We start from the raw sequence: 26433 nt of genomic DNA, 5'->3' as shown, positions 1-26433 counted from the left end.
CAAGCCACGCTCGACGATGTGGCCTTCGTCCGCCCAGACCGCAGAAACGAAAAACGCCGTTTCGGCAACCTCGCCGGCATCCGCCAGCTCATCGAATCAGTCTTCGACACCGGCAAAGGCCAGCTCTCCCTCGAACTACACGGCGCCCGCACCCCCGAAAGCCTCTACGCCCGCATCGCCCAACGCCTCCTCGCCCTCGCCACCGCCATCTGGCACAACCACAACACCGGCGCNCCNNTCACCCGATCCCTCATCGCCTACGACCACTGAGTTAGGAATCAGTCGTCTAGGCCTCAGAACGGTATGGGCTCAGCTTCCTGAGTGAGGTGCACGCCCTCGGGCCTGTACGTGCCAGCGCACGTCGCGCCTTCGGTGGGGTACGCCGCGACGGTTTGGCGTTTCGGCTTAGCGTTGGGGTCGGCTTGCCGTCGGATTCGGCCGCCAGGAAGCGGATCAGGACGAGCTCGACCAGCAACGCTGCGATCGCGTCGACGGCGCGGAACTCTCCGGCGGAGTTGAAGCACGTGGTGGGGAGGGGCACCCCTCCCCACCACGACAGATCAGTGGATCAGTGGATCAGCACAGCGAGGTCGAGCGCGGCTCGGAGGTGTTGCCCGCACCGTCGATGGCTACGACGGTGACCTGGCAGCCCACCAGCTTCGGGAGGCCGCTGGAGGGGATGTCGTAGTAGCTGGTCCCGGTCCTCGTGTGGTCGGTGCCGCCGTCGGTGGTCACTCGGTACCGAATGGCACCCGTCAGGGTGACGTTGTCGGTGGACGCGTCCCACGCCACAATGTTGTACCCGCCCGGAGAGGCCCGCAGGTTGGTGACGGGTGTCGGGGGCACGGTGTCGGGGTCGACGCCGGTGGTGATGGTGGCCGGCCTGCCCGGCTCGGACACGTTACGCGCGGCGTCGCGTGCCCGCACGGTGAAGGTATAGCTGGTCTCCGGCTCCAGGCCCGAGAACACCGTGCTGACCGCGTGCTGGAATGGGCTGCCGTCCCCAGGCACGACCTTGGTCGTCTCCCCGTTACTGACCAGGAAGTCGACAACACCGACGTTGTCGGTGGGCGAGAAAGTGGGATCGTCGACTCCCCACGTGAGGGTGACGCTGGTGCCGGTCCGGTCCCGGACTCCCAACCCCAGAGGGGCGTCGGGCGGCTGGCCGTCGCGCGGGGTCGTCACCGACACCTCGCCAGGCCCACCCACGAACTCGTCGCCGCCACCCAGGTCCATCACGGCGCTGATAGTGATCGTGTAGTTGGTCTCGGGCATGAGCCCGTGCACGGTGACGCTCGTGTTTGCCCGGTCGTAGCCGAAGTTCCAGTGCCCCCGGCCGTTCACGGTCACCTTGGGGAAGTCGTCGAGCCGGGGATCGTCAGCCAGCTCGAAGTCGATCTTCACGTCGGTGCCCGTCTGGTTCTCCACCACCCGCAGGTTGGTCGGTGCCGGAAGTGGCTCGGTCTGCTCGGTGGTGAAGGTCACCGGGTTGCTCTTCGGCGAGGCTGCGAGGGTCCCGTTCCATGCCCCCACCCTGAGCGTGTAGCTGGTGTCGGGCTGCAGGCCGGTGACCGTGCCGCTCGTGGTGGCGCCCGTGGGGAACCAGTCCACGATCCTCCCGCTCTCGTCCAAGGCGAAGTACCTGGGCGACTTCGTGCTGTCGAGCGTGGCTGGCCCCCAGGCGAGGTCGACAGTGAACGGCCCGACGTCGGTCACCCGCAGGTTGCTGGGAGGCGCGACCTGCTGCGCCGCCGCTGCCGCGGGTGCGATGAGCATGAGACCGGACGCCAAGACAGCGGCGGCCACCGCACTGACGGCTGCGCCGATCCTCGCCAGCGTTCTTTTCGTTGCCGTCATGCACTCTCCTCCGTTCCATGATCTCTGTGTTGCCCCTCGTTACGTCCGGAAGGTATGAAGCGTTCACGTTCACACGACAGGAGGGCCATGAGCGGACAGCCGTACCACTTTTCCTGACAGATGATGAACCGTTATGGGGACGAGGACGTTTCCCCACTCAGGGATATCTACGTTCTGATCATCCTGCGATGAGCACGATCACCCACATGAATCCGATGCTCGCGCAGATGAGGAAGCGTCCGAGTTTCCACATCTGGACTTTCCGCTCTTCTGGAGACGGCGCGCGCCGTCTCCAGAAGAGCGGAGCAGCGGAATCTCGTAGCGAATGATGGCAAGACAGCGCCCATAGCCGCCTGCTCGCAACTTCCCACCGATCGTCCACGGTTACAGGGGATTGGCGAGTCCTACTAGTAACTGGGATGGCTGCCAGCAGACGCGTCTCCAGACGCGGCGGTCACCAGGGCAACACCATTGCTCGTACCCACCAGGTCGGCCCCAGCGGCGAGCAGGGCGCGCGCGTGCTCGGCCGTGCTGATGCCACCCGAAGCCTTCACCCGGACATTCGGAGGAGCCAGTTCGCGCAGGTAGCGAATCTCCTCGGGCGTGGCCTTGCCGACCTTTCCACTGCTGGCGTTCTTGAGGTAGGCGATGCCAGCTGAGATCGCGAGCCGGACCGCCACGTCTCGTTGAGCGGGCGCGAGTAACGGGAGTTCGAGCATCGCCTTGAGCGGCACCGCGCCGGCGGCCGCCACCATCGCCGCCAGATCGTCGCTGAAGTACTCCGCGTCGCCTGATCGAAGGTGACCGATGGGCACGCCCACGTCAATTTCGTCGACTCCACTATCGACCAGCGCACGGATCTCCGCCACCTTGCCGGCTGTTGTCATCGCGCCGTACGGAAAGTCGACGGCGGAGGCGACCTTGATCGACGTGCCTGCCAACCGCTGCTTGACGCGCGACACCCAGGCAGCCGGGACCATCGCCGCATCGAATCCGTACGTGCCGCATTCGTCGCAGTGCCGGTCGATATCGGCGGCGTCGACACCACTGTCGATCAACGTGTGCTGGATGTGCGCGGCGAGCGGCCCCTGCTCGGCGTCAGGATCCACACCGGTGCTCACATTGGTACTCAAACTGACTCCCTTGTCGATGGGGCGTTCTCGCCTGTGCTCGTGGAAAGGATCTCGACCATCGCGGCGAAGAAACCTTCGGTGTCGATCTCCTCGACGACTGTGGCATTGGGCGGATTCCTGTCGGCTCGCCAGTCGAAGAGCGAGTAACCACGGGTGAGTTCGCCCTGCGTCTCGACGTCCACGTGGCAGCGCCCGGCACGTTTGACGAGGTCTGGCTGGACGAGCAGCATCGCGGTCAGTGAGTCCGGATGGGTGCTCCCCATGATGCCGCGCGCCTCGTCAGCCTCCAGGGTCGGCTGGTTGACGATGCTGAAAAACCTCGAAAGCGGTGTGTCGAGCGCCTCGATCTTCTTCAGACGTTCACGATCCCACAATGCCTGGGCGAGAGTGAGTGTCCAGGTGACGATGGTGGTGGCGAAGCCCGCACGAAGGACGATCCGAGCCGCTTCGGGATCGACGTAGAAGTTGTACTCCGCGGCGGCCGTGACGTTGCCGACCGAGTTGTTACAGCCACCCATGATGAACAGCGACCGCACCTTGCGCGGGAAGTCGGGGTCCTGGACCACTGCGGCGGCGAGGTTGGTGAGCGGTCCGATGGCGACGATGTCGATCTCGCCAGGAGATTCGTCAACCAGCCTGAGTAGCGCGTCCACGGCATGCTCGCTCTCGGCACCTCCCGGAGGTTTCGGGAAGTCCCAGTTGCCCTTCCCGTCACCGTGGGCGCTTGCTCGATGCCAGGGGCGCAACATCGGCTTGCGGCACCCCGGATAGACCGGGACCGTTCCCGACCGGCCAGCGGTGTCGAGCGCGAGCAGGGCATTCTCGATCTGCTGGTCGAACTCCACGTTGCCGGCGACGATCGTCACCGCTTCAAGCTGAGCCTCCGGATGACACAGACCGACGAACAACGCGAAGCAGTCGTCAGCCGCGGTGTCGGTGTCAATGATGATGCGACGAGTCATGCTGTCCTCATCTGCTCAAGCGTCAAGACGTCCTTGCGGGTAGGCAGGCCATCGAGAACGCCGTGGTGTTGGACTGCCCACGCCGCGGCCACACACCCGAAGGTGGCAGCCGCGGATGGACCCTTACCTTCGGCCAGGGCAACGGCGTAGGCCGCGGTGAAGGTGTCACCCGCCCCGGTCGTGTCGACGACAGGGACGTCAAGTCCTGGTACGTGCGTGGGCGACCCCGCCGCACTCACCCACGCCCCGTCTCCGCCGACCGTCACGACTGCCGTACATCCGAATGCCTCGCTCAGGCAGGAGGCGAGGCCGGCACCCTCACCGGGTGGCGATCCGGGCGCCAGGGCCGCGCACAGCCGGGCAGCTTCGTACTCGTTGGGAAGGAGGTGGTCGACGAGTCCGCCGAGTTGGGGTACGACGTCAGGCGGCGGCGCTGGTGCCGGCGCCAGGATCGTCGGTACGCCGTGCCGCCTGGCCAGTCGCAGCGCCGCGAGCACGGCAGCTGGCGGGATCTCCATCTGCAGCACACAGATGTCGACGTCCACGAACGCCGCGGCCAGACCATCGAAGCTGTCCGCGCCCAACGCCTCGAGCGCACCGGGCGTGATCGCGATGCGGTTCTCGCCGTTCGACTCCACGAGGATCGCGCCCGTCATCGTCGGCCGGCCGGGCGCCGGCAGCAAGGTCACCTTGACGCCCTCGGCTCGCCACATCTCCTGAGCGGACCGACCGAAGTCGTCGTCACCCACCGCGGTGACCAGATGAACGTCGGCGCCGAGGCGGCGGGCAGCGACTGCCTGGTTGGAACCCTTACCACCGTGCTCGCGAGAGAAGTCCTCGGCCAGGACGGTCTCCCCCGGGCCCGGTGCACACCGCATCCGCCAGGTGAGGCCGACGCCGTAGCTGCCGACCACCAGGATCCGAGGGCGCCCAGACATCAGGTCACCGCCCCGGCGGACGACGAGCTGTCGACGTTCACCCCCGGACGCATCCGGTCGAGCGCGATCAGCCGGCGCATACCAGCGACCGCGGCGTCAATGACACCGTCGAGTTCGCACGCCGCCTTCTCCTCGTCAGTGAGCGGCGCCCGGTCGTGGTGGCCGGCGATCAACACCACCGCACCTGCCCGCACGCGGAGGACGCTCGACACGACGAACAGCCCGGCCGCCTCCATTTCTGAACAGATCGCACCACCGTCAACCCAGGCTTTCCATCGGCTGAGCAACCGATCGGCGACCGGCATCCGCGCGGGCTCGTGCTGACCGAAGAAGGAGTCCTTGGTCTGTGCGACTCCGAGCCGGACGTTCGCCCCACTGGAGCGCGCACCCTCGGCCAACGCCCAGGTGACGTCCGGGTCAGCGACCGCCGGAAACTCGATCGGAAGGTAGTGGCTCGACGTGCCCTCGTCCCGGATCGCTGCCGTCACCACCGCGACGTCGCCCGGAGCGGTGTCGGGCTGCATTCCACCGCCGGTTCCCACACGTACGAACGTGTCCGCGCCGGCCCGGACGAGTTCTTCGACCGCGATCGCCGTGGAGGGGCATCCGATGCCCGTCGAGGTCACCGAGACGGGTTCGCCATCGAGGGTGCCGGACCAGGTGGTGTATTCCCGGTTCGTCGCCACGTGACGGGGATCGTCGAAGCGGGCCGCGATGCGTTCGCACCGGCCGGGATCGCCGGGTAGGAAGGCGTATCGACCGACGTCACCGGGGCCGATCTGCAGGTGATGTTGCTTGGACCAAGCTGGCTGTGCGGGCACGGCTTCCTCTCAACGACGGAACATCAGGACGAGCGTGAAGCTGATCAGGCTCAGGAAGACGATCGCCGCCACACTCACGAGGGTGAGGGCGAACGCCGCCGGAAAGACCACTGACTGGCTCATGTCCAGCCGCCCGTTCAGCACGATCACGACGAGCCCGCCGATGGTAGCGACCGCACCGAGCACACCGACGGCCCAGTCGATCGGTCGAACCGTCACCTGGCGGTAGCTGGTCCGCTGCCCAGCGGACCCGAACGCCCTTGATTCCAAGGAGATCGACAGCTGTTGCACGCGTTCGATCGCGCCGACGAACACCGGGACGAAGCTCGGGAGCACNGCACCAAAACCGCGGGCCCGCATCGCGCGGGACTTCTGCGCGCTGAGGATGATCCCGAACTCCCGCTGGAGGACCGGAATCAGCTGGAGCGTCATCGCGACCATGAAGTTGAATGTGTACGGCACCCGCAGCCGCGCCAGCGACGTGAAGAGATCGCTCGGGTGCGTCGTCATCACGATGGCCAGCGAGACGATCAGGACGCTGACCACCCGCCCCAGCAACACCAGGCCGTTGTAGATACCACCCTGGTAGATCGTGAACGGACCAAGCGATCCGATCACCTCGAGCCCGAACGCGGACGTGGGCGGCGTGACCGCCTGGAGGAAGATCAGCGACGATCCGATCGGGAGCAGGACGAACAACGCCTTGCCCACCCGCCGTAGCAGGCCCGACCCGATCACCAGTAGGAACGCGAATACCGCCATGCCGTACAGCAGGAACGGATTGCGAGTCGAGAACGCGATCACTAGATACCCGACGATCCAGACGATCTTGGCCAGGGGATTGAGGCGATGCAGGAACGAGTCCCCCGGGATCATCGAGAACGGCAGCGCCGTTGTGGACATGGCTCCTCCTCGAGCGGAAAGGTCGTACGTGTCAGCCGGACGTTGACGGCGTGGCAGTGGGGTTCCGGCCCCGGTCGGGTGTCGCCCGTCCGGGCCCACCCCCACCCCGGCGTTCGGCCACCGCCGAGGCCACCTCGTCAGGGGTGAGCGGCACCACGCCGCCGTCCCGCGCCACCGTCCTGAGTCCGATCTGGGTGGCCTGCGGAGCGTGCAGGTTGGTTCGCTTCATCAGGTCCTCGTCGGCGAAGACCGCCCGCGGGCTCGCGTCGGCGATGACCTGCGCGTCCCGCATGACGACGACGCGTTCGACGACGTCCGCCAGCAGCGGCATGTCATGGGACACGCACACCACCGTCGTTCCGAGCTCGGCGAGTCGACGGAGCAGGGTGTTGATCACGCCCGTCGTCCGGTGGTCCTGACCGGTGGACGGCTCGTCCAGCACCAGCACGGGCGGACGCATCGCGTAGATGGACGCGATCCCCACCAGCTTGCGGAGCGGGAAGCTGAGCCGGTACGGGTGGGTGCCGAGCTCACCTGACAGATCGAAGAACTCCACCGCGTCTGCCACCCGCTCGGCGATCTCGTCGTCCGTCAACCCAAGGTTGCGCGGCCCGAACTCCAACTCCTCCTGGACGGTCCGGGCGAAGAGCTGGTGATTGGGATTCTGGAAGACATACCCCACGTGCCGCGCCAACTCCTGCACGCTTTCGTTGCGAGTCTCGATGCCGTTGACGACCACGCGGCCGCCGGTCGGCTTGAGCAGGCCGTTGAAGAGCTTTGTCAAGGTGGTCTTGCCCGAGCCGTTCTGCCCAACCAGACCGACGATCTCCCCATGGCCGATGCGCAGGGTCACCTCGCGAAGCGCCACCACGTCACCAGTCGGATAGACGTACGACGCGCCGTCGACGAGGATCGCGGGCACCTCATCGGGCGACGGGTCAGTCGCCTCAGGCACGGACGTCGTGGCGGGACTACTCATGCCCGTCCTCGCTCCGCTCCGGGCGCGCATGAGGCACCATGCACGCTGTGTTGGATGATTCGCTCGCTGCGCTCGCTCATGCCCGTCCTCGCTCCGCTCCGGGCGCGCATGAGGCACCATGCACGCTGTGTTGGATGATTCGCTCGCTGCGATCGCTCATGCGCTCCTCCCCAGGATGGCTTCGATTCCGGTCGCGGCGTCCTCGGCGAGCACCGGAAGCGGCCCGTCCCACAGGTGATGCTCGTCCCGCAGAAGCTCGGCGATCCGGGTCGCCTGGGGAGGTCGCAGGTGGAGTTCCGTCAGGCGTTCCACCTGCGACAGCACGTCCTTCGGTGGCCCGTTGAGGACCACCCTCCCCTGGTCGAGAACGACGATCCGGTCGGCGTACCGCGCCACCACCTCGACCTCGTGTTCGGCGATGATGACCGTCATGCCCTGCTCGCGGTTGAGGCGTTCGGCGATCTCGAACACGTCCTGCTTCCCCACCGGGTCGAGGTTCGAGGTCGGCTCGTCGAGCACGAGCACCCGTGGTTTCATCGCCAGGACCGCCGCGATCGCCAGCCGCTGCTGCTGGCCGCCAGAAAGGCCCAGCGGCGTACGTTCCTCGAATCCGGCCAGGCCGACCTGCGCCAACACCTCAGGAATCACCCGCCGCATCTCGGCGTAGGACACTCCGGTGTTCTCCATGCCGAGCGCGACCTCCTCGGCCACGGTCAGCTGACTCATCTGGAATTCCGGATTGTCGAAGACGATTCCGACGACCTTCGCCATTTCCCGGACGGCGTAGTCGGCGACGTTCAACCCCGCGACCCGAACCTCGCCGGTGAGTTCGCCTCCCAACATGTGCGGGACGACTCCGTTGACACACAGGCCAAGCGTCGTCTTGCCAGCGCCGTTGAGTCCGAGAATCGCGACGTACTCACCCTCGGAGATCGCGAGATCGATGTTCGACAGCGCGGGCGTTTCACTTCCCGCATAGGTGAAGGAGACGTCTTCGAAGGCGATGATCGGGTCACTCATGCGCGTCCAGCCTTACTTGACGAGGAGGAAGAAGATGACGAACGCGACGCCGATGACCACGCCACCGGCGGCGTACAACACCGACCGCATGCCCGTCGCCTTCATCAGGTTGACGCGCGAGGTGAGGGTGGGTGGAAGTGCCTCGATGACGGCGAGGGCGAGGAAGCCGCCGATGATCTTGTCAGCCAGGGAGGTAAGGATGTTGCTGGAGAAGACCGCGACGAACAACTGGTTGCCCATGGCGACGAACGACGCGGTGAGCGCGTCAGAGGCGACACCGGTCGCGCCACCGAAGACCAGCACGATGATCGGCGCGGCCACCAGGGTGCAGGCGAGCGCAACGATCAGGTTGAGAAGGAAGAACCTCGGGAACGACGAGCCCAGCTTCCATGCGCGTACGCCATAACCCCACAGCAACGCGCCGGTGATGTTGACGAGCGCGAACGGCAGGAGTTGCGGCCCAGAAAGGAAAGCCGAGCCGGTGTTGGTGATGACGCCGACAAGCGCACCCCACCACGGTCCCAGCACCATCGCCGCGATCGCGGTGCCGATCATGTCGAGGTAGACGGGCAGGTTGAGCGCCTTGTGAATGTAGGACCCGACGATGTTGAGGGCCGCACAGACGGGGACGAGCGTGATGACGTACGTCATCGGGAGGACGGCTCCGCCCGCCGGGCGGGACGACCTGGCAACTGGTTGGGAAACCATGATGGGACCTCCAGGGACAAGGGAGTGAGTCGTTGCTGTGTGGGATCCGCCCCCACGGTGTGGTTCCGGCCCCCACGGGCTTCGCCCGTAGGGCCCACCCCCGCTGTGTGGGTTCAGGCACCTGTCGCGATCAGGTGACCGAGCGCAGCGGGTTCTTGTCCCCCGTGGACGGAAGGTGCGTGGCGGGAAGGTCGCGGAGGTCGCTGAGGGCCGGCCCGCGATGGACGTACAGATGGAGTGCGTCGCTGCGCAGCGACACGACGGAATACATGACGGGTGTGCCGTCGGTCAGCTCGTGCACCTGGCTGAGCACCAACAACAACGCGCCTTCTGCGAGTTCGAGCTGTGTGGCCAACTGCCCGAACGCCTGGCCGGGTTCGATCCGGGCCAACCCGCTGGCAACGGGTTCGCGATAAACACGTTCGAGGAGTTCGTACACCGAGGTTTGGTACTGCGTCCTCGCACCGGTGAGGCCCGGGGCTTTCACGAGGTAGTCCGCACTGTGCGCGACCGGCGTACCGTCCGCCGTTCTGGTGCGGTCGATGACGATCACGCGCGCACGAGGTGGGAGCCGCAGGGCGGACGCCACCGCGTCGGGTGCGATGACCGTGCTGACGGACAGGTCGGTTGTCCCCGGCTCCATCCCCGCGGACCGGATCACGGTCGTGACGGAGAGATTGGCTTCGAGAAGGATGTTGATGTCGACCCGGCCAGTGCCGCGGACGAAGGTGCCACGTCCTTGTTCGCGGCTGACCAGGCCCCTGGCCTCGAGGTTTCCGACCGCCGACCGGATGGTGGTACGGCTGGTCGAGAACTCCTTGGCGAGCTCGGGCTCGGTCGGCAGCTTCTCGTCGATGGCGTAGGTGCCGTCGACGATCCGCCGCTCGAGTTCCGCGACCACGAGCTCGGTCAGGGACATCCGGACTCCGTTGCTCCCGGCCTCCGGGCAGAGGTCGGGCCCATCTCCCGAGGGATCGGCCCTCGGTCCGCATACGGGATTCGTATGACGAATCAAGGTAGGAGTGTCCCCGGCCGGACGGCAAGAGGCCGCGTGTGACTTTTTTGGGTCAATGAGTGGGCCAGGGGTCGACTCAGCGAAACACCAGTGCAACACTCCCCCGGTATGGTCACTGGACCATCGGCCTACTGAATGAACCAGGAAGGCGGTTCAGCCGTGTCGCTCGATGTGCGCAAGGTCGTCCACCAACTCGTGGAGACGAGGCGGGAGAACGGTCAACCAGTCCCAGGTCCGCACCGGATCGCCATTGTCGGCGTCGTGATCACCAACCCGTTCCCGGCGACCTACGTCGACGATGTCGTCACCATCGCGAACGAGGTCGGCGCTGAACTCGGCGCCCTCGTCGGACCCGCCTGCGTCGACCTCCTGGGCGGCGACGGTACGACGGTCGAGGCGTTCGGCAAGGCCGCGCTCGTCGGCATCGACGGCGAACTCGAACACGGCTCGGCCCTGATCCACAACCTGCGGTTCGGCAACGTCTTCCGGGACGCGGCCCAGGGCACCGAACTCCTGCCCGCCGCCGAGAAGGTCGGCCTGCCCGGCGCCCCGATCGACGTACCCCTCAAACACAAGCTGGACGCCAAGACCCGGTCTCACCATCAGACCGTGACGTTCCGGATCGAGGACGCTCCACTTCCCCGGGAGATCCTCGTCCTTGCCGCCGCCGCGAACGGAGGGCGCCCGCTCGCCCGGCTCGCGACCTTCGGCGCGGAGGTCTCCTCATGACCGCGGATCCGGAATCCCTTGCCTGGGTGGCGAAAGCCCAACGCGAGCACGTTCTCACGTCCTGGTCGAAGCAGTCCGGACCCGACCCGCTGGTCGTGGTCGGCGGCGAAGGCTGCTACTTCGTCGACTCCTCCGGCCGCCGGCACCTCGACTTCATGTCCCAGCTGGTGAACCTCAATCTCGGCTACCAGCACCCCAGACTGGTCGAGGCGATCAAGCGGCAGGCCGACGAACTCTGTTACATCGGGCCCAACCTTGCCAACGAGGCGCGGAGCAAGCTCGCCTTGCAGTTGGCCGAACTCGCGCCCGGCAACCTCACCGCGTCGTTCTTCACCACCGGCGGTGCCGCCGCCAACGAGAACGCCATCAAGCTCGCCCGCCATTACACCGGACGGCACAAGATCATCACCCGCTACCGGTCGTACCACGGTGCCACCGCCGGAGCGATCACGCTCTCGGGCGAACCCCGGCGCTGGCCGGCCGAACCCGGCATGCCTGGCGTGGTGCGGATGCTGGATCCGTACACCTACCGCTGCCCCGCGGGCCACCCGGATCCGTGCCCGGTCTGCTCGGGAGGCCCGCACCTGGAGGAGATCCTTCAGTACGAGAATCCGGAAACGGTGGCGGCGGTCGTCCTGGAAACGGTGACCGGCACCAACGGACCGATCGTCCCGCCGGACGGGTATCTCCGTTCGATCCGCGAGGTCTGCGACAAGTACGGAATCCTGCTCATCCTCGACGAGGTCATGGTCGGATTCGGCCGGCTCGGCAGCTGGTTCGGCTGCGAGCACTGGGATGTCGTGCCCGACATCATCAGCGTCGCCAAGGGACTCAACTCTGGTTATGTCCCGCTGGGCGCGATGATCGTCTCCGAGCCGATCCGTGACTGGCTTCGGGAACACACGTTCTCCGGCGGCCTGACCTACAGCGGGCATCCCCTCGCCTGCGCCAGCGGCGTCGCGTCGATCGAGATCATGAAGGACGAGAAGATCGTCGAGAACGCCGCCACGCAAGGGATCCTGCTCGAACGCCGGCTGCGCGAGCTCGCCGACCGCCACCCGAGCATCGGCGACATCCGTGGCCTCGGCCTGATGTGGGGCATCGAACTGGTCCGTGACCGGGAGACGAAGGAGCCCCTCGCGCCGTTCAACGCCAAGGGTTCGGAGGCCGCGCCGATCAGCCAGGTGATCAAGGCCGCCAAGGACAAGGGCGTTCACTTCGGCGCTTTCAACAACGTGATCCGGCTCGCACCGCCGCTGATCATCACCGAGGCCGAGATCGACGAGGGAATCGGAGTGCTCGACGAGGCACTCACCCTCGCGGATCAGCAGGTCTGAGGGAACGACGCGATGCCGAAGCGAACGCTGATCCGAGGCGGTGAGGTGGTCACCCCCACCGACCGCTTCCGCGCCGACGTTCTCATCGAGGGTGAACGCATCACCGCCCTCGGCGATGGAGCGCAATGGGACGCGGACACAATCGTCGACGCCGCCGGCTGCTTAGTGATGCCCGGCGGCGTCGACACCCACACGCACCTGGAACACATGAGCGCCAACGGCCTCACCAGGACAGCGGACGACTTCCACTCCGGCACCGTCTCCGCGGCCTTCGGCGGGACGACCACCATCGTGGACTTCGTCCGCGCCCGACCCGACCAGGGCATGTACGACGCGTTCCAACGCCGCCTGGAGTCGGCCGAGGCGCAATGCGTGGTTGACTTCGGCTTCCACCCGATCGTGCCGCCGACCGCCGGTGACGCGACGTTCGACGAGCTGGCTCGACTCGCCCGCGAAGGTGCCACGAGCTGGAAGTTCTTCATGTCCTATCCGGGGACGATGGTCGATGATCGGGTGCTGATCCAGGGCTTTCGCCGGTGCGCCGAGGAAGGTGTCCTTCCGATGGTGCACGCGGAGAACGGCACTCTGGTCGCGGACGCCACCCAACGGCTCCTGTCTGACAACCAGACCGCCGAACACCAGCACCACGCGGCACATTCGCACGTGGCCGAACGCGAGGCGGTCCACCGGGCGGTCACCATCGCCGAGTCGGTCGGCAGCCCCCTCTTCGTGGTCCATGTCTCGTCCCGGTTGGCGGCCGAGGAGATCGCCCGCCACCAAGCCCGCGACTTCGCGGTCTTCGGTGAGACCTGCCCGCAGTATCTGCTCACCAGCTACGAGGACTACGCCGGACTGGGGTTCGAGGCGGCGGCGTACGTCTGCTCCCCGCCCATCCGTGAACGCGCCAACCAGGAAGACCTCTGGCACGCGCTTCAGACCGGCGTCATTTCCACGCTCGGCACCGACCACGCGGCGTTCACGTTGAGCCAGCCCGACGACCTGCCACCGCAGAAACCACAGGGACGTGGCTATTTCCCCAAGATTCCCAACGGCGTTCCCGGTGTGGAGGACCGCCTCATGGTGATCTGGGAGGCCGGCGTGGTGGGCGGACGGTTCGACGTCCACCGGTTCGTGGATCTGGTCGCGACCCGACCGGCCAAGCTGTTCGGTCTCTATCCCCGCAAGGGAACCTTGACACCCGGATCCGACGCGGACGTCCTCGTCTGGGATCCGGCCGCCGACCACACCATCACCGCCGCGGGGCACCACACCCGGGCCGACTACAACCTCTACGAAGGCATGCGGGTGTCCGGACGTCCCCGGCATGTCCTCTCCCGTGGCGACATCGTCGTCTCTGACGGAGAACTCCATGCCCCCGCTGGACGCGGCCGCTATCTGGCCCGCGCCACCTCTGACACCTCCCGGTAACCGATCACAGACTTTGCTCCACAGGAGGACCGATGCGCATTCCTCTCGGCGTTCATCTCGGCGAACGCTTCACGCTTGACGAAACCTGGGCGGTCGCTGACCTCGCCGACGAAGCCGGATTGGACTCCTTGTGGGTTGCCGAAGGACGGATCACCCGCGACGCGATCACTCTCATGACCCTGCTGGCCAGCCGGACCCAACGGATCCGGATCGGCTCCGGGGTCGTCAACAACAAGACCCGCAACGCCGCGCTCATGGCGGCGACGTTCAAGACCCTGGACGAGTTCGCACCCGGCCGCATCATCCTCGGCATCGGCGCGTGGTGGGAACCGCTGGCGAGCAAGGTCGGCCTGCCGCTGCACAAGCCGCTGAAGCACATGCGTGAGTACATCACCGTCCTCAAGACGTTCTTCCGCAACGAGGTGGTCACCTTCGACGGCGAGTTCGTCCAGATGGACGGCGTGCGCTTCGACCGGATGTACGCCGAGAACAAGCCGGTTCCGGTTCCGGTTTACACCGGCCCGGTGGGCATGAAGATGCTGGAGCTGTCCGGCGAGGTCGCGGACGGCGTCTACATGGACTTCCTGTTGCCGATCTCCTACCTGGACGAGGCCATCCCCGCCATCCAGCGCGGGCTGGCGAAACGCGCCGAACCCAAGGACGACTTCGACCTCACGCAGATCATCGCCTGCAGCGTCGACGACTCCGACCCGCAGGAGGCGCTCAACCACTGCAAGGCGTTCCTGACGCTCTATCTCATGCAGCAGCCGCACATCGCCAAGCACTGCGGCGTCGAACCCGAACTCGTCCAACGTATCCAGGAGATCGCCGGCTGGCCGGCTGCCCCCGATGACGTCAAGCGGGCCATGCCACTCGTCTCCGACGAGCTCGTACGCCGGGTCAGCGCCTGCGGCACCACCAGCCAGGCGGCCGAGACGATCGAGGCCTTCCACGCGGCCGGAATCCGGGTGCCGGTCCTCAACCCGCTGGGCCGCAAGATCGAAACGGTCCAGGCACTGGCCAAGACCTTCGCGGCCTGACCGGCCTGACCTGATGACCGCTGGCAAGGAGAGGAGAGACATGCGCGTCGCCGCCCTGCAGTACCACCCCACCGAGAGCCGCGAGGACAACCTGAAGCGGGTGGGTGCCAAGCTCGACGAGGCGGCCGCGGCCGGCGTCAAGGTGGTCCTGCTGCCCGAGTTGTTCGCGGTGCCCTTCGTTCAAGGGGTGCCGGGCGATCCGGAGTTCTTCTCCTACGCCGAGCCGCTGGACGGGCCGAGCAACGCCCTGGTCGCGGCGAAGTCCCGCGAGCACGGCATCACCATCGTGTCGTCCCTCTTCGAGGCCACCGCGACTCCGGGCGTCTACCACAACACCGCCTGCACCTTCGTCAATGGCGTCTTGACGTCGACGTACCGCAAGTCACACCTGCCGTTCTCCAACGCCTTTCCGGAGAAGTTCTACTTCCGGGCCGGCGAGGAGCCACCCTCGGCCGTCGACACCGGAGAGACGAAGATCGGCACGATCATCTGCTACGAACGGCACTTCCCGGAGATGGCCCGCCGGGTCGCTCTGGAGGGCGCCAGCCTGTTGTGCGTACCCATCGCATCGGCGACGGCCTACTCCAGGTCCATCTTCGAGATCGAGCTGCGCGCACACGCGGTCTTCAACTGCATGTACGTCATGTCCGCCAACCGGATCGGCTCCGAAGGACCCAAGGAGTACTTCGGGGGCAGTGCGATCTACGGGCCCGACGGCGAGGTGCTCGCGGTGAGCACGGACAGCGGCGATGACGAACTCGTCCAGGCCGACATCGATCCCGGCCTGCTCGCCCGTAAGCGCGCCATGGAACGTCCGTTCCTCCGCGACCGCCGGCCCGAGCTCTACCGCTGATCGTCTGGAGGAACGGCCCATGACGAACGCCGAGAACCCTGCCGGAGGCACCCGGGTTTCGCCGGTGCGGCTGGCCCTTGCCAGTCTCGTCGGCACCACGCTGGAGTGGTACGACTTCCTGGTCTACGGCACGGTGGCCGCGCTGGTCTTCGACAAGCTGTTCTTTCCGGAGTTCAGCCACCTCGCCGGCACGCTGGCGTCGTTCGCCACGCTGGCGGTCGGATTTGCCGCGCGTCCCCTCGGCAGCATCATCTTCGGCCACTTCGGTGATCGGTTCGGGCGCCAGAAAACGCTGGTCGTCACGCTGGTCCTGATGGGCGGCACGACGTTCGTCATCGGACTCCTGCCGAGCTATCAGACCATCGGCGTGTGGGCACCGATCCTGCTGACGGTGCTGCGTTTTATCCAGGGGCTCGGCCTCGGCGGCGAATGGGGTGGCGCCGCGTTGATGTCGGTCGAACACGCGCCCGCACACCGGCGTGCGTTGTACGGAAGCGCCACCCAGATGGGTTCGCCCGCCGGACAACTCCTCTCGACGGCGTTCGTCACCACGATGGCGGTGACCACCGGCGACAGCTTCGCCACCTGGGGATGGCGGGTGCCGTTCCTCGCCAGCGCCCTGCTGCTGATCTTCGGACTGGTGCTCCGGATGACGCTGCCGGAGTCGCCGGAGTTCGCCAGGATCGACCACAAGGATGCCAAGCCGAAGGTGCCACTCGCGACCGTCGTCCGCCGCTACCCAAAGACCGTCGGTGTGGTGTTCGGCATCAGCTGCTGCAACAACATCGCGTACTGGACGGGCTCGATCTTCACCTTGTCGTACGTCACAAGTGAGCTCGGGAAGTCGCGCAACACCATCTTGACGGTCAACCTCATCGTGGCGGCGATCTACGTCATCGCGATTCCGTTCATGGCCATGCTCGCCGACCGGGTGGGGCCGCGCCGGGTCATGATGACGGTGGCCGGCTTCGGTGCGCTCTTCGCGTTCCCCTTCTTCACGATCGTCAACACCGGAAACACTCTCCTCATCCTGGCGGCGGTCGCCATCCTGGTGGTGGTCGTCAACGGCGCCGTCTACACCCCACAGCCGGCGTTCTTCGCAGCGCTCTTCCCCGCGGAGGTGCGTTACACGGGCGCCTCGGTGAGCTACGCCCTGCCGACCGCGATCGTCGGAGGGACGGCGCCGTTCATCGGAACCGCGTTGTACGCCTGGGCCGGCAGCACCTGGCCGATCGCGGTGTACATGACGGTCCTGTGCCTGGTGAGCTTCGGATCTTCGTTCCTCGCTCAACGGTTGCCGACCTATCTCGACGACTCTTCGACATCCACGGCGGCCTCCGGCGCCGTTCCCACCCATTCCACTGCGCCGACCCGTGCCTGAGAGGTCCTCGCCATGCAACAGATCGCCGACAACATCTACGTCGAGCTCGGAAATCTCGGCTCCAACAATGCCGTGATCACCACGTCCGAGGGCAATGTGCTCATCGACGCACCCCACAAGCCGACCGACGCTGTCGCCTGGCGTAAGGCGGTCGACGAACTCGGCCCGACGAAGTACCTCATTCACACCGACCACCACATCGACCACACCATGGGTGGCTACTTCCTCCCGGGCACCGTCGTCGCGCACGAACGAACCCGCGCGGGGATGCAACACGACTTCCCGGACCCGGCGTACGTCCGCGACCTCATCGCCCTCATCGACCCGGATGGCCTTCCGCTGATGGAGGGTCACCATCTCCGGTTTCCCGACATCACCTTCTCGGACGAGCTGGACCTCTACGTCGGCGACGTACACCTGCGGCTCATCCGGCTCAGCGGCCACACACCCAACACGATCGGGATCCTGCTGCCCGAGCAACGCATCTTCTTCAGCGGCGACAACGTGTGCGAGGCGAGCCTGCCGTCGTTCCAGGAGGCGTTCGTCGACGAATGGCTGGCGAGCCTGCGCCGGATCGCCGAGCTGGACTTCGACGTACTCGTTCCTGGCCACGGCGAGGTGTGCGGCAAGGACGTGGTGACGGCCTTCGACCAGAAGGCTTACGCGCTCGTCGGCCAGGTTCGCGCAGCGCTGGACGCGGGCGTCTCCGAGGCGGAGGCCGCCGACACCATCAGGTTCGAGGACCGGATCCACGTGACCACCCCGGCGTACGCCGGCTACCCCGACGACATCGTCGAGAGCCTGCAGCGCCGGTCGATCTCGCGGATTTATCAGCACCTGATCGAAACCGCCCGGACACGAAGCGGGACGACGTCCTAGCATGACCCGTCTACCGAACGCTGGATGGACTGGCGTGTTCAGGGAGAAACTGCGATGAGTGACATCGGACTTGTGCAGAAGACCATCTGGATCCTGCGCGCGGTCGCGGCACATCCGGAAGGTATCGGCCTGTCCGATGTGGCGCGCGCGTCCGGCATCCCCAAGGCGACCTGCCACCGCATCCTCGGAATCCTCGAGCGGGAGGGCTGGCTGACGGCCGACCCCGACAGCCGGAGGTTCCGCGTCTCCCTCGGCCTGCTCTTCCTGCTGGGTGGGCTGCTCGACCAGGAGTCGGCGTACGGCCACGCTCAGAGTGTCCTGCGTGATCTCGCGGACGAGGCTCAGGAAACCGCCGGGCTCGACCAGCTGGTGCCGCCGTCGGTGATGGTGGTGGCGCAGGTTCAGGGTCCCTTCCTCATCAGCCACGGGCTGAGTCCCGTGCCACGGATGCTGCCGGCCTGGCGTACCTCCACCGGAAAGGCCCTGCTCGCCTGGCAGGACACCGAGAACATCCGCAAGGAGTTCGCCGAGGACTTCCAGGACAACCCGTCGGAGAAGTTCGCCGACTTCGATGCGTTCCTCGCCGAACTCGCCACCATCCGCGAGCGTGGGTACTCCGTGGCCTACAACGAGTTGGAGGAGGGGGCCGCCGCGGTCGCCGCGCCGGTCCACGTCGGCAACAGCGTTCCGTACGCGATCTGGATCGGCGGTCCCACCTACCGCCTCACGCAGGACCGGATTCCCGCGCTCGCCGAGTCAGTCATGGCCGCCGCCGCTCGGGTCGGCCGGGTCCTGGAGATGAGCCAACGCGCCACGGCGTTCCCCGACGGCGGCGCCGGCCACCCGCGCCCCACCTCCGGCCAGCTGATCACGCAGCGGTCGGTACGCCGGGCCGCCACCGACGCCGATCCCGCCACCACAGAGAGGTGACCCCGTTGGTCCTGCTCCTCACAGAGGCCGAGGTCGAGCGGTTGTTCAGCCTCGACGACGCGCTGGTCACCAGCGAGGAGGCGTTCCGGCTGCTCGGCACCGGAGCCGCCGAGAACGCCGTCCGCCAGCGGGTGATCCGCGCCGGCGCGACGCTCAACCTGATGGGGGCGATCGCGCCGACGCTCGGCGTGATGGGGGTCAAGACCTATCCCGTCGTCCGCACCGACGTCACCCAGGGCGCGGCGTTCACGTTCCAGCTCTTCGATGTGACGACCGGCCAGCTCACCGCGCTACTGCGGGCCAACGTACTCGGCAACCTCCGCACCGCCGCCGCGACCGCGGTCGCCACGCGGGTGCTGGCCCGTCCAGACAGTCGTACCCTCGCGGTGTTCGGGGCGGGTTGGGTGGCGCGCGGCCAACTCCTCGCCACGGTGCGCGCGCTTCCGTCACTCGAACGCGTCCGCGTGGTGGGCCGGTCACCCGAACGCCTCGCGGCTTTCTGTACGGAGCTGGCCGGTGAGACCGGCCTCGACGTGGCGCCAAGTGATGCCGAGTCCGCGGTCCGGCTGGCCGACGTGGTGATCACCGCGACCGGTGCGAGCGATCCCGTCTTCGACGGGTCCTGGCTGCGACCCGGCACGCACGTCAACGCCGTTGGTTCCAACTACGCCGTCAAACGCGAACTCGACGCGGCCGCGGTCCTGGCCGCCGACGTGGTCGCGGTGGACAGCATCGACGTCGCCCGGACGGAGAGCGGCGACCTGATCGCAGGCCTCGACGACTGGTCAGGAGTGGTTGACCTCGGCACCATCCTGGTGGGCAAGGCGACCGGGCGTACGAGCGACGAGCAGATCACGTTGTTCGAGTCGCAGGGAATGGCGCTGCTGGACCTCACCGCCGCCCATCACGTCGTCGGCCGGGCGAACGCCGAAGGAGTTGGCGTACGCCTCGACTCCTGGTGAGCTCGCTCTCCTGAGCCTGTTGAAAACTCCATGCGGGGTCCAGGTCCCCTTGGTCGGGAACCTAAATGATCACGTATACGTGATCATTTGGCCCTTCACACAGCAGTGCGGCGACCACGAGATTCGCCGGGCGCGGGAGCCAGGTTCAGTCGCCTTCGACGAGCGCTTCGAAGCTCGGTCGGAGCAGCTCAGTGATCTGTTCCGGTGTGGCGTCACGGAGCTGGTCGATCTGGAGCAGGTGGCGCCCGATCGTCACCCCGAGCAGTGTCGCGACGATCAGCGCCGCCCGAAGCTCCGCGTCCTCGGCGTGGATCGCCGAGGTCGCCTGCGTGATCTGATGACCCAACGACCTCCGAACCTGCTCAGCGGCCTCGGGGTGGGTGAAGGCCGACCGGATCAGCGGGATTGACGCCTCGGGAAGCTCGCCCAGCTTGACGCCAAGGATGGCGAGGAGGAGTTCGACGAACTCACCCGTCTGGTCCGGAAGCTCCTCGTCAGGGGGTACGTGGACCGCCTGGCGGAACAGCTCGTCCTTCGAGCCGAAGTACTGCATCACCAGCGCCGGGTCGACCCCGGCCGTCGCCGCGACCGCCCGGATCGTCGTCCGGTCATAGCCGACCTGAGCGAACTGCCTGCGGGCGGCCGCCAGGATGCGCGCCTCGGTCTGTTGGCGGCGTTCAGCACGTGACAGGCGTCGATCGGAACCGCTCACAGTCCCCGACTCTACTGGCGTTGACCGAGGACCCAGATTCGCTCTACGCTCGTTGAGTCTCAACGCCCGTTGAGTGAACGGAGGTTTGTGTCGTCATGCCCCAGTCAGCCGATACCACGCTCACCCCGCGCGAAGCGTTCGCTCGCTTCCAGGAGGCCGTACTCGAGGGAACCACCGAAGACCTGCCAGGTCTGGCCGCGGACGTCGTCGTCGAATGGCCCTTCAACCCGCCAGGCCGGCCGCGGCGGATCCAGGGACGAGATGCGTTCCGCGCGTTGGCTCGCCGTGGCCAGGAAGCGCTGCCGCTGCGCTTTGAGGAGTTCCGCAACGTCGTGATCCACGAGGTGGGGGCAGAGCCCGACAGCATCGTGGTGGAGTACGACCTCGCCGCCACGAACACCGCGACCGGCCACAACGCCGCCGCGTCGTTCGCCCTGATCCTCAGCGTTCACGACGGTCAGATCACCCACCTCCGTGAATACCAGAACGTGCTCGCGATGGCTGAGGCTCTCGGCCACCTGCCGGCTCTGCTCGACAGTCTGGGTAGGCCGACAGCGGCACATTCAGTCCCTCACGAAAAGCCCACCCGCGACCAGGTTCTTCCAGCCGGCAACCAGGTGCTGCCGGCAGGCAATCAGGTGCCGCCGGCCGACCATGGTCCGCGTGCGGTGTTCGCGCGCTACCAGAACGCCGTACTTCAGAATTCCGCCGGCCGGATGGCGGTGGCGGACCTCTTCGCGGTGGATGGCGTGATGGAATTCCCCTTCACCGCGCTTGGAATGCCGGAACGTGTCGAGGGACGCGAGGCGATCCGCGCCTGGTTACGACCGAACCTCGGGGTTGGTTTCAGGTTCGAGGAGTATCGCAACGTCGTCATCCACGACACCGCCAATCCCGAGGTGATCACCGTGGAGCACGACATCGCCGGCTCCATTCTTGCCACCGGCCAGCCGCACCAGATTTCCTACCTCTACGTAATCCACGTTCGCGAGGGCGAGATCGTGCTGCTGCGCGATTACGCCGATCTGGTTGACGTCATGGCCGCACTCGGCGGGCCGTCCGCGCTGGCCGCGCGGGTTGCCGGCCAGGCGCCGAACGGCAAGCCGACGGCTGACCTCAGCCCTTGATACCGGTCTCGGTGACGCCGCGTACCAGATAGCGCTGGAGGAACACGAAGATCAGCACCAACGGCAGGATGGACACCGCCGCGGCCATGAAAAGCTCGTGGATGTTGATGGTCTGCGCGGTGATGAACGTCGACAGGGCCACCTGGACGGTCCACGACGACGAATCCTGGCCGATCACCAACGGCCACAGGAAGGAATTCCAGTTGCCGATGAAGGTGATCGCCGCCAGTGCCGCGAAGAACGGCAGGGAGTTGGGCACAACGATCAGCCAGAACGTCCGCCAATAGCCCAACCCGTCAACGCGCGCCGCCTCCTCCAACTCCCGGGGGAAGTTCAGGAAGTACTGCCGGAAAAGGAATGCCGCGAAGCCACTGAACAGCCCGGGAATGATGAGCCCACGCAGCGAACTCACCCAGCCCAACGACGAGACGAGAACGAAGCTGGGGATGAACGTCACCGCGCTGGGAATCATCAGCGTCGCAACGATCAGGTAGAACACCTTGTTGGCATGCCGATGCGGGATGCGTGCCAGGCCGTATCCCGCCATCGACGCCAACAACAGCTGCCCGGTGGTCCCGAGCACGCCAACGACCGCGGAGTTCCACAGGGCCCGCGCCATCGGGACCTCCTGGTCGCTGAACAACTCACCAACGTTCTCCCAGTGCAGGCGGCTCGGAAACAACGTCCATTCGGGAGCCGTGATGTCCGCCTCGCTTGACAGGGCGTTCCGCACGACGAGATAGAACGGCACCAGGAAGAGCAGCGTCCCAATAGTCAGTGCTACCCAACGGGCAATCGCGCCGGCCACACCGATCGGGCTGGTCTGGTGGCCGATCGGCCGTGGGGTTCCGGTCGTTCGCTCGGGCGTGGTTGTCGCCATCACTCCGCCTTACCGAATCCGAAGATCCTGCTCTGCACCAGCGTGACGATCATGATGATCACCGCGAGGATGAGGGCTCCCGCACTGCCGCGGCCGAGGTCCTGGATCGAGCCGAGCGAAACGCCGTACAGATAGACCAGAGGAGGTCGCGCGTAGTTGACGTTGCCGACCAGGTTGTAGAACTCATCGAACGCCTGATAGGCCGCGATGAGGTTCAGGATCAACACCGCGACCGAGGTCGCCCGAAGCTGCGGGAAGGTGATGAAGCGGAAGATCTGCCAGCCGGGCTTAGCGCCGTCGACGTACGCCGCTTCGTACAACTCGGTCGGAATTCGCTGGAGTCCCGCGATGAAGAGGATCATGTAGAAACCCAGCTGCAGCCAGAGCCGCACCGTTACCAGCGGAATCCAGTACCACGGCGGGTCCACCGTCGAGAGCCAGGCGATGTTCTCGATCCCGAACCACCCGAGCACGGTGTTGGCCAACCCGAACCGCACGCCGTTGAAGATCGAGAGTTTCCAGATCAGTGACGCGACGACGTACGAACACGCGGTCGGAAGGAAGAACACCGAACGAAAGAACGCCCGAGCAACCCTGACCTGGTTGACCAGCAGCGCCAACGCCAGCGACAGCGCGAAGGTCAGCGGGACGATGAAGATCGCGAACACCGTGAACGTCACCATGCTGGACAGGAAATCCGGATCCGTCAGCATGTCGACGTAGTTCTGTAGGCCGACGAAATCAGTCGGCGTCACGGTGTTGCGGGCGTCGAAGAAGCTGAGGAAGAGGCTCCAGACGATCGGGACATAGGCGAAGATCAGCAGGCCGAGGGTGAACGGCCCGACGAAGATCCAGAACGCGAGGTTCGTCCCGCGGATGCCCTTCCTGGCTGGGCGCCCCGCCGCCGAGGCTCGACTCTCGGCGGCGGACGACTCGGCGACCGTGCTCATCCGACGGTCACCCGAACAACCGGTCGAGCTCCGTCTGCACCGTCTTTTCGGCCTTCGGGAGTTCGGTGGCCGGGTCGGCGCCCTTCTTGATGACGTTGGTGAGCATGTCACCGAACGCCGAACCCATCTTGGGTGTCCAGGCGGGGTTGTCAGTGTTGCCGTAATCGGCGGCGAGCCGCACCGCGTCGGCGGCCGGGCCGGCCTGCAGCTTGGACGCCTTGGCGGCAAGGCTCTTACGCGGCGGGATGTGGAATCCGTAGCTCAGGCACCAGTCTTCCTGGAATTCCGCCTTGTCGATCCAGAGCCACCGGACGAACTTCTTGGCGGCCTCGACGTTCTTGCTCTTGGCGGAGACGAACTGCGTCCAGCCACCGGAATACACCGCGTCCTTGCCCTGCGCGTCGAGCTTCGGGAACGCGATCACGCCGATGTCGTCCCCGAACTTCTTCTGGATGGCGGGCATGGCCCACAGGCCGATCCATTGCATCGCGGCGAGCTCGTTGATGAGGGCACCAGGGTCCCACCAGTCGGTGGGCGCGCCGAGCAACAGCGCCTTGCTGGTGTGCAGCTCGCGTAGTTTGCTGAACGCCTGTGCCGCGCGCGGACCAGCGAAGTTGGGCGAGCGCTCGGGCGTGAGGAAGCTACCGCCGGAGGACCACAGTGCGGGCCCACCAAGTGCCAGCCCACCGTCGTTGCCGACGAAGATGCCCTTCATCTTGTCGGTGGTGAGCGCCTTCGCGGTCTCGATCAAGTCGTCGACCGTGGTGGGTGGCTTGAGCCCCGCCTTGTCGAGCAGGCTCTTGCGGTAATAGATGAGCTGCGGATCGTCGATCATCCGTACGCCGTAGATCTTGCCGTCCACGGTGTTCGTCGTGATGTCGTTCTCGTTGAAGTCGTCCTTGACGTCTTCCATGATGTCGTCGAGGGCCACCACCTGCTTGCTCTGCACCATGGCGATGTTGAGCTGGCTCTCGAAAACGTCTGGACCCTTGTCAGATAACAATCCCGAAGCCAGCTTGGAGCCGTAGTCGCCGGGGGTCCACTGGACCGTCACGCTGGCATCTGGATAGGCCTTGGCATATCTCAGTGCGGCTTCCTTGGTGCCGGCTTCGCCGTACTGGTGATACCACTGGGCAAGCGCGACCTTGCCATTACCGCCTGGCGATCGCCCGGTGTTGCTACCGCAGGCCGCGGCGAGGATACCCAGGGCGGCGACGCCGCCCGCGCCGCGAAGGAAGCCGCGGCGACTCATGAATGCGGTCGGGTGGTGCGAAGTCATGTGCCACTACCTCCGATGATGCGTCAGCCTTGCAAACCGGAGAGCCGCTTTCCACGTGGCAGACAGTCGCAGGTTTACCTGATCGACGTCAAGGCGTAATAGAAACGATGATTCGGATCGTGACCTTTACGACCGACGCCGACCGCACGACGCACCGCCGGACCACACCAGACGGCTGATGTCGACCCGGACCGAGAAAAATAACTGAGCCCACGCCTGGGCGGTCCAGATCGCGGAGGCGGGCGATCTGGACCTTCCGAGCGCGGGCTCAGGAAGGTTGTCCTGCTTCTATCCGGACGCAGTAGCCCGGTCGTCGAGCCAGTAAATACCACCGAATCCGCCTGCGCCATCGCTGATGCAGAAGACCAGGGGGTCATAGGAATCGCCCGACGCGCTCAGGTCAAACGCCGCGCCCGGCGAATGTACGAGGGTGTCTCCGCCTTCTGGGGAACCACCCGCGGTCGGCCCGTTCATGGTGCCGCCTTCCGTGCACTGGTCACACAGCTTTCACCGGCTTCTCCTCGGCTCTCAGTGGTCTGAGCGCCTCGGCGACGCGGGTGGCTGCGAGAGTACGAATCTCGGCCAGGAGTTCGTCATCCACAAGATTGCGTTCTCGTAGTGCGAACTCGTACGTCGGAAGCGGGTCCTGGGCCACGACGTCGTACGCGGCTGGCGGGGAGCCGATGCGCCTTCTCTCGGCATCGGACCGCCAGAGTCTAACGGTGTGCACTTCGACGATGGCGGGTCCTTCACCCGATCTGGCGCGCTCGACCGCGCGCCCGACCGATGTGTAAACCGTCTCCACCGCATTGTCTTCCACTCGCTCGCCCGGAACACCATGCGTCGTCAAGGGGGCGACGGCGCCTGTCGGAGCGCTCCGAAGAGTAGTGGTTCCCCAATCGTGGTCCTCAATCACGAAGACGAGGGGCAGTTTCCACAAATTTGCAAGATTTATTGCATCTCGGAAGCCGTCCTGATGAATCTCGGCCCTGTCCACCACGGCTACGGACACCTGGCGGGTCCGCCGCTGCTGGAACGCGAACGCCCGCCCGAGGGCGCGCGGATAGCCTTCCGCGATCGTCCCGGAACCGGAGACGTCGGTGTCCGCGACGAACAGGTGCCGGTGCTCCGGCCCGGTCCGAGCACCACCACCACCGTCCCCGCGGTCGAGCGCTTCGACCGCGAGCTTCGTGAGGTCGACCCCGTGCGCGACGGCGAGATGATGCGGACGGTTGGTGGCGGTGATCGCATCGTCGGGGTGGAGGTGCGCGCAGACTCCCGCGGCGACCGGCTCACGGCCCCCGGAGAATCCCGCCCGCGCCAGGTCAGGGTCCGGCGCTGCCACCCCTGCCGGCCAGACCGCGGGGTGGGGCCTCCGAATCTTCGCGTACTCGCCGAGGATGGCGTCCTCGAAGGTCCTGATCAGGACCATGACACGAAAGAGCTCGACGCGGGTGGCGTCTGAAATGGTCGGGCCCTCGCCCACCATGTCCCCCTCCTCAGTAGGTCCCCCCTTCTTGAAACCATCGCGTGGGCGAGCTGGTTGCACCAACGGTTCGATTTCAGATGGTGATAGCCATCGCGCGATGTGGACACGGACAGAGAGCGAC

General features: G+C 66.2%; 25 protein-coding genes and 1 pseudogene. 11 read left to right on the top strand and 15 right to left on the bottom strand.

The genetic code is table 11. The features are described 5' to 3' along the window. Positions 1-270, top strand: a pseudogene (locus B141_RS0124340) (IS982 family transposase); the annotation flags it as partial. A 306-nt stretch (positions 271-576) separates the two neighbouring features. Here the strand turns inward: B141_RS0124340 and B141_RS0124330 are convergent. The 10 genes from B141_RS0124330 to B141_RS0124285 form a co-directional block, all read right to left on the bottom strand. Further along, the gene (locus B141_RS0124330) at positions 577-1857 is read right to left on the bottom strand and encodes a fibronectin type III domain-containing protein (RefSeq protein WP_020577797.1); all 1281 of its coding nucleotides are present in this window, start codon (positions 1855-1857) and stop codon (positions 577-579) included. Between the two features lie 407 nt (positions 1858-2264). Next, on the bottom strand, positions 2265-2990 hold the full coding sequence (gene deoC / locus B141_RS0124325; RefSeq protein WP_202805893.1) for a deoxyribose-phosphate aldolase: 726 nt from the start codon (positions 2988-2990) through the stop codon (positions 2265-2267). After that, the gene (locus B141_RS0124320; RefSeq protein ID WP_020577795.1) at positions 2987-3952 is read right to left on the bottom strand and encodes a nucleoside hydrolase; all 966 of its coding nucleotides are present in this window, start codon (positions 3950-3952) and stop codon (positions 2987-2989) included. The genes deoC and B141_RS0124320 overlap by 4 nt, the downstream gene beginning before the upstream one ends. After that, entirely contained in the window at positions 3949-4890 is a 942-nt protein-coding gene (locus B141_RS42460) for a ribokinase (protein WP_020577794.1), read from the bottom strand. Before B141_RS42460 ends, B141_RS0124320 begins: the two co-directional genes overlap by 4 nt. Continuing rightward, entirely contained in the window at positions 4890-5711 is an 822-nt protein-coding gene (locus B141_RS0124310; RefSeq protein ID WP_020577793.1) for a nucleoside phosphorylase, read from the bottom strand. The genes B141_RS42460 and B141_RS0124310 overlap by 1 nt, the downstream gene beginning before the upstream one ends. A 9-nt stretch (positions 5712-5720) precedes the next feature. Then, the gene (locus tag B141_RS0124305; protein ID WP_474775228.1) at positions 5721-6587 is read right to left on the bottom strand and encodes an energy-coupling factor transporter transmembrane component T family protein; all 867 of its coding nucleotides are present in this window, start codon (positions 6585-6587) and stop codon (positions 5721-5723) included. Between the two features lie 58 nt (positions 6588-6645). Continuing rightward, the gene (locus tag B141_RS42455; RefSeq protein WP_020577791.1) at positions 6646-7593 is read right to left on the bottom strand and encodes an energy-coupling factor ABC transporter ATP-binding protein; all 948 of its coding nucleotides are present in this window, start codon (positions 7591-7593) and stop codon (positions 6646-6648) included. A gap of 156 nt (positions 7594-7749) precedes the next feature. Continuing rightward, a complete protein-coding gene (locus B141_RS0124295; RefSeq protein ID WP_020577790.1) occupies positions 7750-8613 on the bottom strand; it encodes an energy-coupling factor ABC transporter ATP-binding protein in 864 nt (287 codons plus the stop codon). Between the two features lie 12 nt (positions 8614-8625). After that, positions 8626-9321: an ECF transporter S component gene (locus B141_RS42450; RefSeq protein ID WP_084678486.1), complete on the bottom strand. Its 696-nt coding sequence runs from the start codon at positions 9319-9321 to the stop codon at positions 8626-8628. 130 nt (positions 9322-9451) lie between these two features. Beyond that, positions 9452-10240, bottom strand: a complete 789-nt coding sequence (locus tag B141_RS0124285; protein ID WP_020577788.1) for a GntR family transcriptional regulator — start codon at positions 10238-10240, stop codon at positions 9452-9454. Positions 10241-10495: 255 nt separating this feature from the next. On the opposite strand from B141_RS0124285, the gene B141_RS0124280 reads away from it, so the two are divergent. Genes B141_RS0124280 through B141_RS0124240 form a run of 9 tightly spaced genes read left to right on the top strand, consistent with a single transcriptional unit; the run spans position 10496 to position 19875 of the window. Further along, positions 10496-11065: an amino acid synthesis family protein gene (locus B141_RS0124280; RefSeq protein ID WP_026257541.1), complete on the top strand. Its 570-nt coding sequence runs from the start codon at positions 10496-10498 to the stop codon at positions 11063-11065. Then, positions 11062-12402, top strand: a complete 1341-nt coding sequence (locus tag B141_RS0124275) for an aminotransferase class III-fold pyridoxal phosphate-dependent enzyme (RefSeq protein WP_020577786.1) — start codon at positions 11062-11064, stop codon at positions 12400-12402. The genes B141_RS0124280 and B141_RS0124275 overlap by 4 nt, the downstream gene beginning before the upstream one ends. A gap of 12 nt (positions 12403-12414) precedes the next feature. Further along, on the top strand, positions 12415-13830 hold the full coding sequence (gene hydA / locus B141_RS0124270) for a dihydropyrimidinase (protein WP_020577785.1): 1416 nt from the start codon (positions 12415-12417) through the stop codon (positions 13828-13830). Positions 13831-13862: 32 nt separating this feature from the next. Further along, complete coding sequence (locus B141_RS0124265) at positions 13863-14870, top strand: LLM class flavin-dependent oxidoreductase (protein WP_020577784.1); 1008 nt, start codon at positions 13863-13865, stop codon at positions 14868-14870. A 40-nt stretch (positions 14871-14910) separates the two neighbouring features. Then, positions 14911-15723 carry a carbon-nitrogen hydrolase family protein gene (locus B141_RS0124260; protein WP_020577783.1) on the top strand — a complete coding sequence of 271 codons (813 nt, stop codon included), beginning with the start codon at positions 14911-14913 and terminating at the stop codon, positions 15721-15723. 19 nt (positions 15724-15742) lie between these two features. Beyond that, on the top strand, positions 15743-17104 hold the full coding sequence (locus B141_RS42445) for an MFS transporter (RefSeq protein ID WP_020577782.1): 1362 nt from the start codon (positions 15743-15745) through the stop codon (positions 17102-17104). Between the two features lie 12 nt (positions 17105-17116). Then, positions 17117-17983 (top strand): MBL fold metallo-hydrolase, encoded by an 867-nt coding sequence (locus B141_RS0124250; protein ID WP_020577781.1) that lies wholly within the window; start codon positions 17117-17119, stop codon positions 17981-17983. A 54-nt stretch (positions 17984-18037) separates the two neighbouring features. Continuing rightward, positions 18038-18913 carry an IclR family transcriptional regulator gene (locus B141_RS42440; protein ID WP_020577780.1) on the top strand — a complete coding sequence of 292 codons (876 nt, stop codon included), beginning with the start codon at positions 18038-18040 and terminating at the stop codon, positions 18911-18913. Further along, on the top strand, positions 18910-19875 hold the full coding sequence (locus B141_RS0124240) for an ornithine cyclodeaminase family protein (RefSeq protein ID WP_020577779.1): 966 nt from the start codon (positions 18910-18912) through the stop codon (positions 19873-19875). The genes B141_RS42440 and B141_RS0124240 overlap by 4 nt, the downstream gene beginning before the upstream one ends. Positions 19876-20020: 145 nt before the next feature. On the opposite strand, the gene B141_RS0124235 is transcribed toward B141_RS0124240, so the two are convergent. Then, entirely contained in the window at positions 20021-20587 is a 567-nt protein-coding gene (locus B141_RS0124235) for a TetR/AcrR family transcriptional regulator (protein ID WP_020577778.1), read from the bottom strand. Positions 20588-20682: 95 nt separating this feature from the next. On the opposite strand from B141_RS0124235, the gene B141_RS47740 reads away from it, so the two are divergent. Further along, positions 20683-21714 carry a nuclear transport factor 2 family protein gene (locus B141_RS47740; protein WP_020577777.1) on the top strand — a complete coding sequence of 344 codons (1032 nt, stop codon included), beginning with the start codon at positions 20683-20685 and terminating at the stop codon, positions 21712-21714. Here the strand turns inward: B141_RS47740 and B141_RS0124220 are convergent. The 4 genes from B141_RS0124220 to B141_RS42430 all read right to left on the bottom strand — a co-directional run bounded on the left by B141_RS0124220 (position 21704) and on the right by B141_RS42430 (position 26312). Further along, positions 21704-22594 carry a carbohydrate ABC transporter permease gene (locus B141_RS0124220; protein WP_020577776.1) on the bottom strand — a complete coding sequence of 297 codons (891 nt, stop codon included), beginning with the start codon at positions 22592-22594 and terminating at the stop codon, positions 21704-21706. The genes B141_RS47740 and B141_RS0124220 overlap by 11 nt on opposite strands. Beyond that, positions 22594-23544 carry a carbohydrate ABC transporter permease gene (locus B141_RS0124215; protein ID WP_020577775.1) on the bottom strand — a complete coding sequence of 317 codons (951 nt, stop codon included), beginning with the start codon at positions 23542-23544 and terminating at the stop codon, positions 22594-22596. Before B141_RS0124215 ends, B141_RS0124220 begins: the two co-directional genes overlap by 1 nt. Positions 23545-23551: 7 nt before the next feature. Beyond that, positions 23552-24823 (bottom strand): ABC transporter substrate-binding protein, encoded by a 1272-nt coding sequence (locus B141_RS0124210; protein ID WP_020577774.1) that lies wholly within the window; start codon positions 24821-24823, stop codon positions 23552-23554. A gap of 496 nt (positions 24824-25319) precedes the next feature. Then, positions 25320-26312: a thiamine pyrophosphate-dependent enzyme gene (locus B141_RS42430; protein WP_020577773.1), complete on the bottom strand. Its 993-nt coding sequence runs from the start codon at positions 26310-26312 to the stop codon at positions 25320-25322. Positions 26313-26433: the final 121 nt, after the last annotated feature.

Source organism: Actinopolymorpha alba DSM 45243, from assembly GCF_000373925.1.
GTDB lineage: Bacteria > Actinomycetota > Actinomycetes > Propionibacteriales > Actinopolymorphaceae > Actinopolymorpha > Actinopolymorpha alba.
Note: the sequence above shows the minus strand (reverse complement) of the source record. Positions and strands in the feature narration are given on the sequence as shown.